General features: G+C 57.3%; 8 protein-coding genes and 1 pseudogene. 7 read left to right on the top strand and 2 right to left on the bottom strand.

Annotation, left to right across the window (positions count from 1 at the left end; all coding sequences use genetic code 11):
- Positions 1 to 13: 13 nt before the first annotated feature.
- Positions 14 to 1369 (top strand): aminotransferase-like domain-containing protein, encoded by a 1356-nt coding sequence (locus AC0WRY_RS34685; RefSeq protein WP_128929756.1) that lies wholly within the window; start codon positions 14 to 16, stop codon positions 1367 to 1369.
- A gap of 49 nt (positions 1370 to 1418) precedes the next feature.
- Here AC0WRY_RS34685 and AC0WRY_RS34680 read toward each other — a convergent pair.
- A pseudogene (locus tag AC0WRY_RS34680) lies at positions 1419 to 2855 on the bottom strand (aldehyde dehydrogenase family protein).
- A 202-nt stretch (positions 2856 to 3057) separates the two neighbouring features.
- Here AC0WRY_RS34680 and AC0WRY_RS34675 point away from each other — a divergent pair.
- From AC0WRY_RS34675 to nodU, 4 genes are all read left to right on the top strand, one after another.
- Positions 3058 to 4320 (top strand): CaiB/BaiF CoA transferase family protein, encoded by a 1263-nt coding sequence (locus tag AC0WRY_RS34675; RefSeq protein ID WP_128929757.1) that lies wholly within the window; start codon positions 3058 to 3060, stop codon positions 4318 to 4320.
- Positions 4321 to 4547: 227 nt separating this feature from the next.
- Positions 4548 to 5330: an enoyl-CoA hydratase-related protein gene (locus tag AC0WRY_RS34670; RefSeq protein WP_232995601.1), complete on the top strand. Its 783-nt coding sequence runs from the start codon at positions 4548 to 4550 to the stop codon at positions 5328 to 5330.
- Between the two features lie 893 nt (positions 5331 to 6223).
- Positions 6224 to 6922 carry a hypothetical protein gene (locus AC0WRY_RS34665; protein ID WP_128929758.1) on the top strand — a complete coding sequence of 233 codons (699 nt, stop codon included), beginning with the start codon at positions 6224 to 6226 and terminating at the stop codon, positions 6920 to 6922.
- 946 nt (positions 6923 to 7868) lie between these two features.
- Positions 7869 to 9581 (top strand): nodulation protein NodU, encoded by a 1713-nt coding sequence (gene nodU, locus AC0WRY_RS34660; protein ID WP_128955098.1) that lies wholly within the window; start codon positions 7869 to 7871, stop codon positions 9579 to 9581.
- 1228 nt (positions 9582 to 10809) lie between these two features.
- On the opposite strand, the gene AC0WRY_RS34655 is transcribed toward nodU, so the two are convergent.
- A complete protein-coding gene (locus tag AC0WRY_RS34655; RefSeq protein WP_237866559.1) occupies positions 10810 to 12015 on the bottom strand; it encodes a pyridoxal phosphate-dependent aminotransferase in 1206 nt (401 codons plus the stop codon).
- 1002 nt (positions 12016 to 13017) lie between these two features.
- On the opposite strand from AC0WRY_RS34655, the gene AC0WRY_RS34650 reads away from it, so the two are divergent.
- Entirely contained in the window at positions 13018 to 14607 is a 1590-nt protein-coding gene (locus AC0WRY_RS34650) for an amidophosphoribosyltransferase (RefSeq protein WP_232995602.1), read from the top strand.
- A gap of 8 nt (positions 14608 to 14615) precedes the next feature.
- A complete protein-coding gene (locus AC0WRY_RS34645) occupies positions 14616 to 15287 on the top strand; it encodes an HAD family hydrolase (RefSeq protein ID WP_128929761.1) in 672 nt (223 codons plus the stop codon).
- The last annotated feature ends 3 nt before the right edge of the window (positions 15288 to 15290 follow it).

Genomic DNA, 15290 nt, shown 5'->3' with positions numbered 1-15290 from the left:
ATAAGCAATCAAAATGCAGAAATGGCACCCTCACCTGCGGGCTGGCACCGCTCCCCTGTTCGTCCGGCTCGTCGAGGCCATCGAACACGACATCGCGGCAGGAACTCTTGCGGCAGGAACAAGGCTGCCTACCCAGCGTGATTTGGCAGAGGAGATCGGCCTCAGCGTCGGAACGGTCATCAAGGCCTATGCAGAAGGTCAACGGCGCGGCCTGCTTCTGGGGCACGTCGGCCGCGGGACGTTTGTCGCGTCACAGAGGCCGACCCCTGCGTCCGGTGGCAAGGTTGTCGATCTCAGCCTCAACATCCCAGGGCCGGCGTTACTGCCCAAGGTGCTAGCTGAGAGCCCATCTACGTTTCCAACGGCTGACATCTCCGACTACGTGGGATACCTCTCCCACTCTGGTGTTGCCGAACACCGGGCCCAGCTCGCCGGCCTATTTCGTCAATCGGGCTTCGAAGCCAATCCGGACAACCTCGTTATTACGAATGGAGCACAGCACGGGATAGCGCTGACCTTCAGCTCGATCTGCCAGCCTGGTGACAAAGTCTTCGTCGAGGCCGGCACTTATCACGGCATGAAGTCCTATGCTCATTTCGCAAAGCTCGACCTTATCGGGCTGCCGATGGATGGCGAAGGATTGCTGCCGGGCGCTTTCGACAAAGCGGCGGCAAGCGGGGCAGCGCGGGTGCTTTTTGCTATTCCCACCATCCAGAGCCCAACCGCGAGAATCATGAGCGCGGCACGCCGGCGAGAGATCGTGCGGATCGCGCGTAAGCGGGACATCCTGATCATCGAAGATGACGCATACGGCTTCCTGGACGAGACCAGCGAGCCGCTCGCCTCATTGGCGCCGGAGCGGACCTTCTATGTCAATACGCTGTCGAAGTGCCTGGCGCCGGGTCTGCGCATCGGAATGCTCGTCGCGCCCGAGCCTTATCTTTCGCAGATTCATCAATCTATGCGCGCGACCTGCTGGATGGCCTCGCCGATTTCAACCTTCATCGTATCCGAATGGATCCGCACGGGAACAGCCGCGCGCGTGAAGCAGTCTCTGGTCCAGGAGGCGAAGAAGCGCGTGAAGCTTGCCTCCCAAATCCTCCGGCCGCATATACGTGCAGATCATCCGGCCAGCTTTCACATCTGGATGGACCTGCCAAGCGACATTGCTCAACAGGTGGCAGCCCGTTCATTGCAACGGGGCGTCATCACAACGCCGCCCTCGGCGCTCGTGGTTGATCCCTCCTTGATCTCGGGGCTGAGGATATCGATCGGCGTTCCCGAAAACATCGAAGATCTCGAATGGGCGCTCCGCCAGGTCGCAGCTTCGCTCGAAGTCGGCAACGAAGCCAGCATGTCAATCATCTGAACGTGCAGAACTGTTCAACTCGGGCGCTTTCAGGCGGCCGCCATCACGCTCATGGTGGACCTCCATCAAACGCATAGGCTGTCTTCACAGTCGCATAGAACTCTGCAGCGTAGCGCCCTTGCTCACGTGATCCATAGGACGAACCTTTGCGGCCGCCGAAGGGCACGTGATAGTCGACGCCCGCCGTCGGCAGGTTGACCATCACCATGCCAGCCTCCGCGTTGCGCTTGAAATGGCTGGCATAGTTCAGACTTGTGGTGCAGATTCCGGAAGATAGTCCGAATGGGGTGTCGTTGGCGATCTCAAGGGCCTCGTCATAATTTCGCGCCCGGATCAGTGCTGCCACGGGCCGAAAATTTCTTCGCGCGCGACCCGCATCCGATTGTCGACTTCTGCAAACAGCGCGGGCGACAAGTAGAAACCGGGCGCATCGCGTTTCAATAGCTCGCCCCCAGCGACGAGCTTGGCCCCCTCGTCCTGGCCGAGGCGGATGTACATCAAGTCTTGCTCCAGCTGCTTCTGATCAACCACCGGCCCAATCTGCGTTCCTGGCTTGCAGGCGTCATCCACGACCAGCGCATCCATCCTTTCCGTGATAGCTGCCAGGAAGGCGTCGTAAATGCCATCTGTCACGATGAGGCGAGATGAGGCCGTGCAGCGCTGGCCGGTCGAAAAGAAGGCGCTGTTGATCGCGCATTCGACGGCCACCTTTAGGTCGGCGTCGTCGAGCACCACCATTGGATTCTTGCCCCCCATCTCCAACTGCATCTTCTTCATGGGATCGGCAGAAATGCAGGTTTGGGCAATGCGCCGGCCGGTCGACAACGAGCCGGTGAAGGAGATCGCGGCCACCTTCGTACTGGCGAGCATTGTTTCGCCCACGACCGAGCCGCTCCCCATGACGAGGTTGAAGACGCCGGGGGGAACGCCGGCGCGCGCAATGATGTCGCAAAGGGCGTTTGCCGAGGCGGGGACCAGTTCTGCAGGCTTGAACACGACGGAGTTGCCATAGGCCAGTGCCGGGGCGATCTTCCAGGCCGGAATGGCCATAGGAAAATTCCATGGCGTGATCGCCGAGCGGCTCGCGGGACATCTCAACGTCTATGCCGGCTCGCACGGAGAGCAGCTTCTCGCCGCTCAGCCTCAGGCACTCACCCGCGAAGAAATGGAAGATCTGGCCGGCGCGAGCGACCTCGCCGATCCCCTCCGGCAAGGTCTTTCCTTCCTCACGTGAGAGCAGGCGTCCGAGTTCGTCCTTGCGGGCCAATATCTCGTCACCCACGGCTTTCAGAACGTCGTGGCGGCTCTGGATCGTCGAACGCGCCCAAGCCGGAAAGGCGCCATGGGCCGCATCGATCGCACGCTTCGCCTCTTCTACAGAGGCTTGGGCGTACTCGCCTACGATGTCGCGAGTATCAGACGGGTTGATGTTCGCGACTGCCTTGGCTGCCGCAATCCATTCACCGGCGATGTAGTTCTTCGTCATCAGGCCCCCCGTCACCAAGCCTTGCAGAACGTCTCAGGACGTCCAACTGCGTCGGCACCTGCTTTTCGGCGGCAGGGAGTGATCCCCTTTCCGGCAGGTGCTGGCCCAAACGCCTGTTCGGCGCCTCGATTCGGCAATCGCATTCAAAGCCGGTTTCGCAGCGCATTGCAATATATCAATTTTATAATGGGATATAGTAATCTTGACGGCGACGATCGCGCGGCATAGTATCGAGCGTTCCAATCTGAGGGAAAGGCCTGTCGTGAGCGATAAAGCAACTGCCTCCGTAGCGCGTGGCGCCCTTGACGGCTTGATCGTTCTGGAAGTCGGCATGGTGATGCAGGTGCCGCTTGCAGGACAGGTGTTGGGGGATTTTGGCGCGGACGTCATCAAGATCGAACGTCCCCAAGGTGACATCACGCGCGGGCTTGATTTTGAGGCCACCCGCGTCGGCGGGATGAGCGCGTATTACGCTGCGATGGGCAGAAACAAGCGGACACTCGCCTTGGATTTGAAGAACCCGGCCGCCTTTGAGATCTTGCTGACCCTGGTCGACCGCGCTGACGTGTTGATGCACAACTTCCGCCCCGGCGTGATGGAGCGGCTGGGCCTCGGCTATAAGGATCTTAGCACACGCAATCCCCGTCTCATCTATGCTGCGGGGTTTGGTTTCGGGGAAACAGGTCCGCTTGCAGATCGTCCGGGCCAGGACATGCTGGCGCAGGCATTTAGCGGGTTGGCACGGGGAGGACTGCAGGAGCACCAGCCTCCGCAGCTGACGAACTCTCCTATTGTCGACTATGGCGCGGCGATGTCGCTCGTCCAGGGCATTCTTGCCGCCGTCATCGAACGCCAGACCTCGGGCCGGGGACAACTGGTGTCGACGTCGCTGTTCGATGTTTCGCTCGCTATGCAGCTGTGCGAAATCGCCAGCGAGAGCATCTATGGTGTGAAAACCGACTGGACGCGTCAGGCGATGCTCGTCAGGACCGCGGACGGTTGGGTAGCCGTTGTAATGCTCTTTCGCGACAACCCGCTTGGCCTGCTTTGCCAGGCGCTCGATCTACCGGACATAAGCACGCGGCCTGAACTCGCTACACGCGAAAAGCAGATCGAAAATCTGACCGCCATTCAGGAATATTGTGCGCCGGCTTTGATGACCTTGAACACTTCGGAGGTACTCGATCGTCTGGCTTCCGTGGATCTGCTCTGCTCACCTGTGAATGAAATTCCAGAAGCGATCAGCCACCCTCAGGCAAGCCAAAACGGCATCATGTGGCAGGTTGAGGTACCCGGGCGAGGAGTCGTTTCGCTCGCCGGACTGCCAGTCCGGCTCTCACGCACACCTCCAGCCGTCCGGATTCACCCCGCGCCGATCGGTGCCGCTACCGAGGAGGTCCTGACTTCCTTTGGCTTCTCGGAGCAGGCGATTCAGGAGGCTCGAAGCAGAAAGGCTTTCGGATAGCCCGCCCAAACCACAATGTGGTGTCTGTTTTTCCTGGCCTTGCTCGCACGATAGCAACCATATCAACCTCGGGTCCTCGGCAGCTTGCCCGGATGAATGGCAGCGAATTGTGTGCAACGCAATGATCTCTCCGAAGCTCGCTGCAAGCCAGCTTACGCAAGGTGCATCCCGATCCAAGTCGAGAAGAAGTTCTGGTTCTTCTCCCATTCTCCAGGAAGAATTCTCTCGTGATCCAAAAATCCGAACTCGTGCTATCCACTTCCCCTCTCCCGCACGTCCGCCTGCTGAGCATGAACAGGCCGGCGAAGCGAAATGCCCTGAGCAATGAGCTTATCGCGGCACTTGCATCGGCCTGCCGAGACGCAATTTTGGATGAGGACGTCCGCTGCATCGTGCTTTGCGGCACCGACACGTTCTTTTGCGCGGGCGCGGATATCAAGGAGATGCAACAACGCGGCTTCGAGGCCATTAACAATCTCGCCCGACGCAATGATTGGCGCGACCTCACCAACTGTCTCAAGCCGATCATAGCTGCCGTAGAGGGCGTTTGTCTTGGGGGCGGTCACGAACTTGCAATGCTGGCCGATATCATTATCGCAGGCGAAGGCGCGCTCTTCGGTCAACCTGAAATCAACATCGGCGTTTTGCCGGGTGACGGCGGAACCCAGCGGTTGACACGCGTGGCGGGCAAATCGCTTGCCATGCTGATGATCCTCACTGGCCAATCAATTTCGGCCCGTGCCGCAATGCAGGCAGGAATGGTCTCCGAGGTTACAGAAACGGGCCAGGCGCGGGCACGCGCGCTCGAGATTGCGGAAATAATCGCACAGAAGCCGCCTCGATCGACGGAGCTTGCGAAGGCTGCCGTTCTGGCCGCCTATCAAACGAACCTCGATGCCGGTGTGGAATTTGAACGGCAAGCGATCCGGGTTGCTTTCACCACTTCTGATCAGCAGGAAGGGATGGACGCTTTCTTCGAGAAGCGGCCCCCAAATTACCAGGGGAAATAGAACCCCTTTGCAGAATTCTGCTCTTAGGAACACAATACAAAGCGAGCAGATTTGCGAGCGCCGCACGAGAGCCGTCGGGCTGCTTGTGGTGCTGAGGCATTGGAAGCTACGATGGCCTAGCCGGATCATCGTTGATCGTCTCGATCACCCTGTCATCTTCGCTCCCGGCGAGAGCCACGAGTTCAATCGGCGGCGCAACCGCGTCGCTCTGAGCTAAAGCTGGCCGCCGGTTTGCTTCTGGTCGCAATGGTCGAATTGCATCGGTACTTAGATATTCTGGGTACGATTGTCCCGGCTGAGAATATCGGGACTGCTAGGAAGGAGAAATACAGACCGCCGCGCCGTATATGCTTCAGACAAGAGGGTGCCCAGTTGGATCTAGTCGATTGAGGCGAGCCAGTCGAAGCTCAGTCGTAAGGCGACTAAGACGATGCGGCATTTGCGACCGTCGACCTTACTCGTTCGCGCGGATCTGTGCGGTTGCAGTAATACATCTCAAAGCGGCTACCGGTTTCTTGGAATAACTTGTGACCTTCCAGCGCCCGTCGGTCACTCAGCGCAAACGCCAGTACGTGACTCGTGATCCCCCGAGATCCCATCGCGCTGTTGGAGCCGTAGCGAGGGGTGCAGATGCCGGGAGAGGCTACCACACTGCCGCTGTCGGGGCGGTGGGCGGAGTCACCATCAGCCGCCGCATTTGCACGTGGGGGACGCGTTAAAGAACCGAGAAGGAGCATGCGGCGCACTGTCGGAGTCACGACACACCCGTTCTACCTGAGACACGTGCCAGATGAGAATAAGAAGGAAACTCAGACTGACGGTTTTGGTATGCTTCTTGAACTCAGAAGCTGACCCGCCGTGTAATGCTCCATCCGAGAATAGGAAATGCTGCAATGAGCGCACCGAATTTGACCAAGCGAGCTAATGCCCTCGGAACCGACAAGGGGAATGAGGTAGGCGACGCCCACGGCTACACCAGCTTCTACTCTTTTCTGTTCGAAGAATTCCGCCAGCAACCTTTCACGATGGTCGAGATTGGATTACAACACGGAAACGGCTCTCTCGATCCCGATGTAGTGGTCGGTCGCAAGGTTGACGACATTCCGTCTATTAAGATGTGGCTGGAGTTCTTTCCCAAAGCCGAGATCATCGGATGCGACGTTGCCGATTTCAGCGCCTTTAAGATGGACCGGTTCCGTTTCGAGCGCCTTGACATGGGCGATACGGTAGCCCTGGAACGCCTAGCGAACTCGCTCCCGCCCGTAAGGATCATCATTGATGACGCTTCGCACGCAGCTTATCACCAGCAGCTTGCTCTAGCGAAGCTGTTTCCCATCGTCGAGCCTGGCGGTTTCTACTTTATCGAGGATCTACATACCACGCACGGGATTGCCGCACGATTGCCTTCCTGCAATTCAACTGAGACCGTAGTTGAGAAATTCGCTCAGACACGTCGGCTCGACATTCCGTTCCTGCCCGCGATCGAGCGTAGAAACCTCGAGACTACAATCAGGAAGATGTTCATTCATCGCGACGACAAGGGGGGTGTCAGCCGCTGGACCATGAAAATGGTGGGATTTGAAAAGTACTAAAGAGTCAACCGAACTTTCCCGCGACCAACATGCCTATCTAGTCGGCGGTCTTCGCTCGCGCACGTGAGACCACTAAAATGTTGATCTCAGAAATATGAATGGGTTCACAATGGTGGAAAAATGGCGATAGAGGTGATTTGCTGGCTGGAGCGGCTTGGCAATTCCCGTGCCTCGCTGCCGCGCGATACGGCGGCTCGAAGTCTTTGTGTTGGAGTTACAAGCTGCGGGCCGTCTAGCTACTTGATCGACGATCGCCAAGCTTTCTCGACAACAACGTTAGATTGAGGCCCTGGCTCTTTACGGACTTCAAGGCCAGGCTGTACAACGAATTCGCTGGCCATGAGCGACACGTCACGCAAGGCCTCGACAGGTGCGCCGACGACGACAATAAATTTGGAGAGGCTGCGCACCTCGAGCCGCCCGTCGACGTCAACATCGCGCCGAGTCGGCCAAATTCCTTCGTCCGCTTGGCCTGCACGCGGTAGCTCTCGATGATCGATGCATCAATGATCTGCGTGTTGCGGTACTTCCGCTGTTGACCGGAGAAGCCAAACCGACCGCCGAGTCCAGTTCGCGGCGGTAGGTCGGATAGCACCTCCCAATTGGCGTAGCGCATGCTTCTGTCCGAAAACACACTCGTCTGATGTCAGGAACCCGCCAAGCAGTTTGCGAACGCGAGAGTCGGCCGAGAAACCGCGAGGGATTCCTGCGATTTGCATTGGTCTAGATCGTGCACTGCGCTACGTGCGGCATCTAGTAATCGGATCGCCGCGCTGGGGTCACGCTGCTAGTGCCGAGACGGTCGTGGGTATGTGGAATGCAACCTTAGACCGACGTCGAGCGCGAGCGGTGCCAGAATCGATCCACGACGATTTCCTATTCGCATCTTTCTAAGTTCGATTCGGTCTTTGTCAATCGAATTGCCGGCATCAGACAAGGAGGCACTATGCGCATCTGCGGTATCAAGCTGACACATGACGGCGGGATTGCTCTTGTTGAGGACGGACGGCTTATCTTTTGTATCGAGCAGGAGAAACGGAGCAACAATCCGCGGTATCAAACAATCGACAACCTCGATGCAATCGTCGTCGCTTTGACCGAACACGGTCTGGATCCGCAAGAAGTTGATCAGTTCGTCATCGATGGCTGGGCGGGGGTGGCGGAGTCGCAGTTCCAGGTTCTCAGCGGGACGACACCGATCACTCTCAAAGGGGCGCCCTATGTTGAACGCCATGCCGACGGCCTTCTCACCTCGTGCGATGGCTCTGGTCTTAGGCTCGATGGCAGCGATTTCCCTTATAGAAGCTATCCGCACGTCACAGGCCATGTAGCCTCCGCATACTGCACCAGCCCCTTTGCCAAAGCTGGACAGCCCGCCTTCTGCCTCGTGTGGGACGGCGGCACCTTTCCACGTCTTTATCACGTAGAACATCGAGGCGCTCAGTTCATCGAATGCCTGTTCCCGGTGATTGGGCATGTCTATGCCGCCGCGGGACTTCATTTTGGACCGTATAAGCAGGCGAACCGCGCTAACTGGGACCTGGGTGGCCCCGGCAAGGTGGACCCGGGCGGTGCCGGCAAGCTTAACCTGGGTGTAGCCGGCAAGCTGATGGCGTATATCGCGCTCGGGTCTGTCATTGAAAACATTGTCACGGTCTTTGAGGAACTCTACCAGGAGCGCTTTGCGGCCGACACGAAACTTGCCAGTTTCCGTACAGACATTGAGAGCATGGAGTCCGCGCTTGCGGCTGTGCATGACTTCTTCGACGCCAGCGCGCGCCACCTAAAGGCCAGGGCCCCCGAAGATGTGCTGGCATCGTTTCATTGCTTCCTCGAGCGTCTCCTCGTCCGCAAAATGGCGCTTGCTTTGCAGCGGCATTCATATCTTGGGGCGCGCAATCTGTGCGTAGCAGGTGGCTGCGGTCTCAATATCAAATGGAACAGCGCACTACGTGCGACAGGCCTGTTCGATGCCGTCTGGGTGCCCCCGTTTCCGAATGACAGTGGCTCGGCAATCGGTGCCGCTTGCTGCGCAATGGTGGTGGAAAAAGGCTTCTCGCCGTTGGAATGGTCGGTATATAGTGGTCCAGCCTTGCAACGTCGAGATGTACCCCCCGAATGGAAGGCCGCGCCGTGTAGTCTGCATGAACTTGCGACCATTCTTGCCGGCAACAAGCCCGTGATTTTTCTTACCGGCCGCGCCGAGCTTGGGCCTCGGGCGTTGGGTAGCAGAAGCATTCTCGCCCCCGCGACCTCGCCGCGAATGAAGGATTATCTCAACGACATCAAACTTCGCGAACACTTCCGGCCAGTGGCTCCGATATGCCTAGAGGATCGTGCGCCGGATATATTTAGTCCCGGAACACCGGACCCTTACATGCTTTTCGATCACCAGACACGACCAGAATGGCGGGACAAAATCCCCGCTGTTGTACATCTCGATGGATCGGCGCGATTGCAGACGATTTGCAGGACCTCTCAGCACAAAGTCGCCGAGCTTCTCGTCGAATACGAAAAGCTCACAGGCATTCCGCTGCTTTGCAATACGAGTGCAAACCACCATGGACGTGGGTTCTTCCCGCATGTCGCAGCAGCCTGCGAGTGGGGACGCGTCGAGCACGTATGGGGCGACGGCATACTGTGGACCAAAGCTCGATAACCGTGCGGCGCGACAATCAGTGACAGTGCTTCCCAACCAGATTGTCGCGCTATAATAGCCTGTTCTAGAGGGCGCACAACGCAATTTGAGTAATACTCGGTAGAGCGGCTCCGGCGACGAATGCAGCCTCCCTGAGCGTCGCCCTCATCCAGCCGCCAGGATTTGACTTGTGTCGCAGTTGGCGCGAGCGATTAGTTTTTGTAAGGCGGCACGAGTACACCAACGTGATCACTTAGAGTTGCGGCATGGCCGCAATCTGACAGTGCAACGCAATACGCACGTGGCCTCGCTTGCCAAGGGAAACGCCAACTGTTTTGGCCGGGATCAGCACAATCCACGCGCTGTAGTAAGCGGATGTGTTCGGAATGGCTTGACGCATATCCGAGTCCGAAAAGAGTACGGCTGCTTTTCGGGTGCAGCAGTCGCAGGACCAACGGCCTATGAGCTTAGCAGGGTGCGAGTGGGCATCCTGGATCCCCGACCTCAGAGGATGACACCTGATACGAATGAAGTTCGCATAGCGCGCTCGGCGATGGTGTTGAGGTGGCGGGTTCGCGCGCTTCGGTGCTTCGGTAGTACCATCGATCGGATCGAGAACGAACGCGGCGCCTCGGTGACCGACAACGTCCCTTGGTCAGCATCCCTCCTGCCGATGAACGAAAGCACGTCTGGGCCGCGCTGGCAGTGACAGTTCAAATTGACGGCAGACCTGATTCACGATTAACCCCCGCCAGCGACCGACCATGTACGGATCGTAAGCGAACAAGCTCACTTGCCGTCCGCACTCGAAGATCCTGTCGTCGCCGATTGTCCTGCTGCACCTGTCTGTGGCCGCAGCAAACCAGAGGACCGCTTAACCCTACATTGCCATCCATGTTGAACGAGCGTGGCTTATGCCGCACCAGAGCTTCCTCTGCGCTCCCCGTTGGAACAAGCCGCCGCCGCTAGTAAGGACTCTTATGGTTCGGATCGAGTTCGATTTTGCAGTTTATGACTGGCCCACGTTAGACGTTTTGAGCTCGACTCTTGAGTGAGACTCACAGCGATGCCCTTATCACGGACCAGATCAGGAGATTGATCGCCAGAAGTGGCGGCATCGCTAGGGCTTAATTTTGAAATAGAGCAATCTCGCCGTTAACAAGATATCGAAAGCCCTATCCGCCGCTTAGCGGCAATGGATGAGGTGAACGACGGACACTCAGCTCAAATTCCTTCATTTCTGATGCGGTTAGGTCCCTGGCTGCCCGCGCCTTAGACCGTTGAGCGCCTCGACGATGCGTTTGAGCCCCATCTCCAATAGCTCCGGTGGAGCACCGAAGGAGAGACGTAGGCCGTTCGCGTCGCCGAAAGCGTCGCCTGGAACACATCCTACATTAGCTTCTTCGAGGAGCACTCGTGCGATGTCATCGGCAGATCGCACTGAGCCTTCAGTCCGCAAAGCAGACAAAAGCCGACTCAGATTGAGATAAAAACAGAACGAACCATCGGCGCGGGATGGAGTTACATCGCGTAGATCAGAAAGGATGTGAAGACCTATGTTGCGAGCGTCGACAAGACGCTGATAGATCTGCTCCTCAAAGCTGCCATCGCTGGCTTGAAGGTGGTGCAGGATCGCCTGCTGCGCGATTACATTCGGAGTTGCGATTGCATGGCTCTGAAGCTTTCTTACCGCGGAAACGAGCTGCGCGGGCGCGGCGAAATAGCCCAAGCGCCAGCCGGTTATCATCAACTCCCTTGAAAACGACTTGACTATGATCGTCCGCGAACGTACCCGGGGGTGCGCCATGACGATCGACTCGTGGTGACGAAAACCAGTGAATACCAGTCCCGAGTAGCACTCATCGGAAATGATCCATATCTGGCGTTCGATAGCGAGTTCGCCGATATCTTGTAGTATCGTTCGATTGTAGACTGCGCCGGTCGGGTTATTTGGCGAATTGATTATTATAGCTTTCGTCTGCGGTGTGACAGCAACTCGGATTGCACTGATATCGGGAATATATCTCGGGCAGCGAGCATCAACGAACACTGGTGCTGCACCAGCGAGAACGACCTGGGACAGCAATATCGGCCGCCAGGGGCGAATAATGATAACCTCGTCGCCCGGCGCTAGGACAGTCACGGCCGCATAGAGCAGCGCTTGCTGCGCGCCCGTAGTGATTACGATCTCTTCCGCACTCCAACCAACGCGCGTTTCGACCGAGAGCTTTTCGGCGACGGCCCTGCGAAGGGACGTAAGCCCAATGAGATCGACATAGCGGTTCGCTTCGGCGTTGACCGCAGCCATCGCTCCTTCGCACACTGATGAGGACGGCTCGACGACGATTTCGTCGGTTGCCAGATCAATGAACCGGCGCCCAATCACAGCTACCGTGGCTAAGTCGTGGCCGGCTTTTCGGGATCTAGAAAGGAAGGACATCGGGCGCGACGGCATAGGCGCTCTCCTGCAAAGTTGTCGCGCTTGTGAAGTGATCCCAGCCGCGTGACCGGACGTTCCTTGATCTGTTTCGGAGATATCGCTCTTCGGGTTGAACAAGCTCTTCCCAACCGCCGAGAGTTCACCGAAACCACCAAGCCCTTTCTCAATATGCACAACACGTGGTTGCGACTACTCCGGAATTGAAGCCGAACACGCACAAGACGCGGACCAGAGCCAACCGCAGCCGACCTTCAGTAGTATTGGCACGGCGATAATGCTGGGAACAAACAGATCGACTTTTGGACCCCGATGTCGCTCGGCAGGACGCCACCATGCAATGCGGGCTGGTGAGCGCGCCACGAGTCGTGCCATCTGCCAACTTGCCGAAGCTCCTGTCTTCATCAACGAGCGCATGGCAGCGTTCAGCCTCAACACGCCACAACCTCCATGTGATCGTTCTGCGACCCGCCTTGCCGCCTCGACTAGCCCGTTGACGATAGTCGATTGTGGTTGATCTTAATTGCCGACCTCCTCCCATCTGCCTTGCGATCAGCGCGTGATCCGCAGCAGTTACCCACCGTTCATTGCCAAGAAACCATCTCTTGATCAATCACTATTGTTGGTAGTTCATCCGGGCAATACTTCCTTCTGCTGGATGCCAGCAAAGCCCCGCGGCCGGCTTGGCGCGACTCGCATTGGTCATGCTCGCTAATGTGAGGACACTGCCTCGTACCCACGCGCGAGCGTGAGAGTCTCAGACCAACGGTCGGCGCCTGACACTTTTCGGACGAGCTCGTCGCACCTTAGACAGAATGTCGGGATTCGGACACGGAGCTCATCGCGGGTCGCCAAACTGTTTGCGTATCTCGACCTTCGTTGTTGCATCAGCGCGAGCCAGCTCGTCTGAGGAGTGGTACGGCGCTTGCTTAAAGAGAGCAGAGCCACGTCGTCACGCCGTGGTGCATTCGCCAATGATGCGAGCCGGGACATCGGTTCTTCGACAAGAGGGGTAAAGGCATGTCCGGCGTTGCTGCTGCGTTTTTTTGTCCTTCAAGCAATTCGCAGGCGGATGTTTATGATCGACTCGAGCACATGATCCCGAAACTTGCGCTTCGTGGCCAGGCGGCGGTCGGCGTTGCGGCTTTCATGCACAAACAAGGTATTCGATATGGGAGAGCGTTTCAGTCATCGAGCGCTTCAGTGCGCATTGATCCCAACGAACAAGATCGGCGTTTTCGGCCTCATGTTGCAATCGCTCAAGTCCGTAGCCGATGCCGCGAACTCAGTGATGGCGTCGACCTTCAGTCAATTCATAACAATGCAGGCACCAGCCGCCATCTGGCCATTTCTCTGGATGAGGCCTTGGTCAATGCTCGTGAACTCAGGGGAGCCTTTCTTGCCCAGGAGCAACGATCAACCGTCAACACAGATGCTGAGCTCTTGCTCAAGTGTATTGAACGCTGTTGTGAACGACACTACTGGCGCCACGGTCTAGCGGCCAATTACGAAACCGTTTTTCGAGAGATTGACGATCGTATTGACGGCGCTATTAGCGCGCTTTTCCTGGACGGAGACGGAAATCTCATTGCTTACCGCAATCGAAGCGGCTTGCGACCGTTGGAGACCATGCAAACAGATGACGGGTTCTTGCTCTTCGCCTCTGAAAATTGTGCCTTTGCCGCTCTCGAGGGTAAGACGCGGCAGATCTCGCCGGGCCACATAACGTATGTGGACGGAACGACGGGGGGCAGCGTTAGTCGTGCCGTGCACAACGGGCGACATAAAGCCAGGCTCTGCGCGTACGAAGCTCTCTATTTAGGAAGTCCGAATACGTCGGTCGAAGGCCATTCACATTTCGAAACCCGGTACAATATCGGTGCTGCCTTGGGTGGGATTGTTGCGCAGCGACTGCAAGCTGAAGCAGATCCTACCTGCACACTCGTTTCCTCCAAGCCGCGTACAGGTGGTCCGTTCGCCGATGGCCTGTACGCATCTCTCGCGGAATACGGGCTGCTCGCCGAGCGTCGTGAAGTGGTCGCCACGACGTTTCTTCAGCGAACGCTCATCGGCACGACCGACGAGCGAAAGTCCCGCATTTCTCAAAAGTACCGAGTACTGGAAACTGACCTGACTAAAACCAGCGTAGTAATTGTCGACGAAGCACTCATTCGCGGCGATACCAGTCGAGCTGTCACGAGCATGCTCCTTACCGCCGGAGCCAAAGCCGTGCATTGGGCGATCGGTTCGCCGCCTATAGTGGCTCCGAACTACTACGGCATGGGTATCAACACACTCGATGAGCTCGCATTCTGGCAGATTTGGAAACGACTGCCGTCCGAGCAGCGAACGCAAAGCCTTCGCTTTCACAAGATGGAACCCCACGTTTTGAGACTCATCGAAAGCAACATCGCGACATCCATCAACGCAGCCTCGATAACGTATCTGCCCTTCCCACTGCTAGAATCGTTGCTGCCCCTGAGACCGGAGAGCTTCGATCTGTCACCCTTTACATTCGAGATGCCAACTCGGGCGGGACAGGAGCGGGCGGACAGGAATCTGCGCGAATTGGTGGCTGATCTTCCCCGCATGCAATCAGTTCACGCTTGAGGTCATTAATGAAACCCGTTCTCGTCTTTGATTGGAATGGAACGTTGCTCGATGATGCGCACGCACTGCTTCAAACGACTAATGCTATTCTGAACCGCTTTGGTTACGCGCCGATCAATATGGAGACGTTTCGGGAACATTGCGACCTCCCGCTATCTCTTCTTTATCGCAATCTCGGAATGTCGCAGGACGAGGTTGCGGCCGTGGATCGCGATGGCAGCGCTGTCTTTCACAACACCTATGAACCACTTGCGGATCGCGCCGATCTGCGCGAGGGCGCGCGTAGAGTGCTGGAGCTAGCGCACCGAGAAGCAGCTTTGTCCGTCATCGTGAGCAACCATATCGTTGCCCCCCTTCGGTCCCAATTGAGAAGACTTGGAATCCATGACTACATCAACGAAGCTCTCGCCTTTGAAAGCCGCGCCACTCAATACAAATCGATGAGCAAAGGAGAGCGGCTTCGCCTCTACATGCAGAAGTACAGCCTCGACCCGGCGTCGACGTTTATCATCGGCGATATGCCGATCGAAATGGACATCGCACGCAATCTCGCACTCATAAGCATATCGATCACCGGAGGTTTTGTTTCGGACTCGCGCTTGCGGGCGGCAAATCCTGACTATTCGATTAACAACCATCATGAGCTGTTGCCTATCTTACAAAGGCACGGCTTTTTCTAGAGT

The sequence above is a fragment of the Bradyrhizobium sp. T-12 genome (genome assembly GCF_058314695.1).
Note: the sequence above shows the minus strand (reverse complement) of the source record. Positions and strands in the feature narration are given on the sequence as shown.

Coding starts and splice junctions, on each gene's coding strand:
- nodU (WP_128955098.1), top strand. CDS start 7,869: ATGCGCATCTGCGGTATCAAGCTGACACATGACGGCGGGATTGCTCTT.
- AC0WRY_RS34655 (WP_237866559.1), bottom strand. CDS start 12,015: ATGCCGTCGCGCCCGATGTCCTTCCTTTCTAGATCCCGAAAAGCCGGC.
- AC0WRY_RS34685 (WP_128929756.1), top strand. CDS start 14: ATGCAGAAATGGCACCCTCACCTGCGGGCTGGCACCGCTCCCCTGTTC.
- AC0WRY_RS34650 (WP_232995602.1), top strand. CDS start 13,018: ATGTCCGGCGTTGCTGCTGCGTTTTTTTGTCCTTCAAGCAATTCGCAG.
- AC0WRY_RS34665 (WP_128929758.1), top strand. CDS start 6,224: ATGAGCGCACCGAATTTGACCAAGCGAGCTAATGCCCTCGGAACCGAC.
- AC0WRY_RS34645 (WP_128929761.1), top strand. CDS start 14,616: ATGAAACCCGTTCTCGTCTTTGATTGGAATGGAACGTTGCTCGATGAT.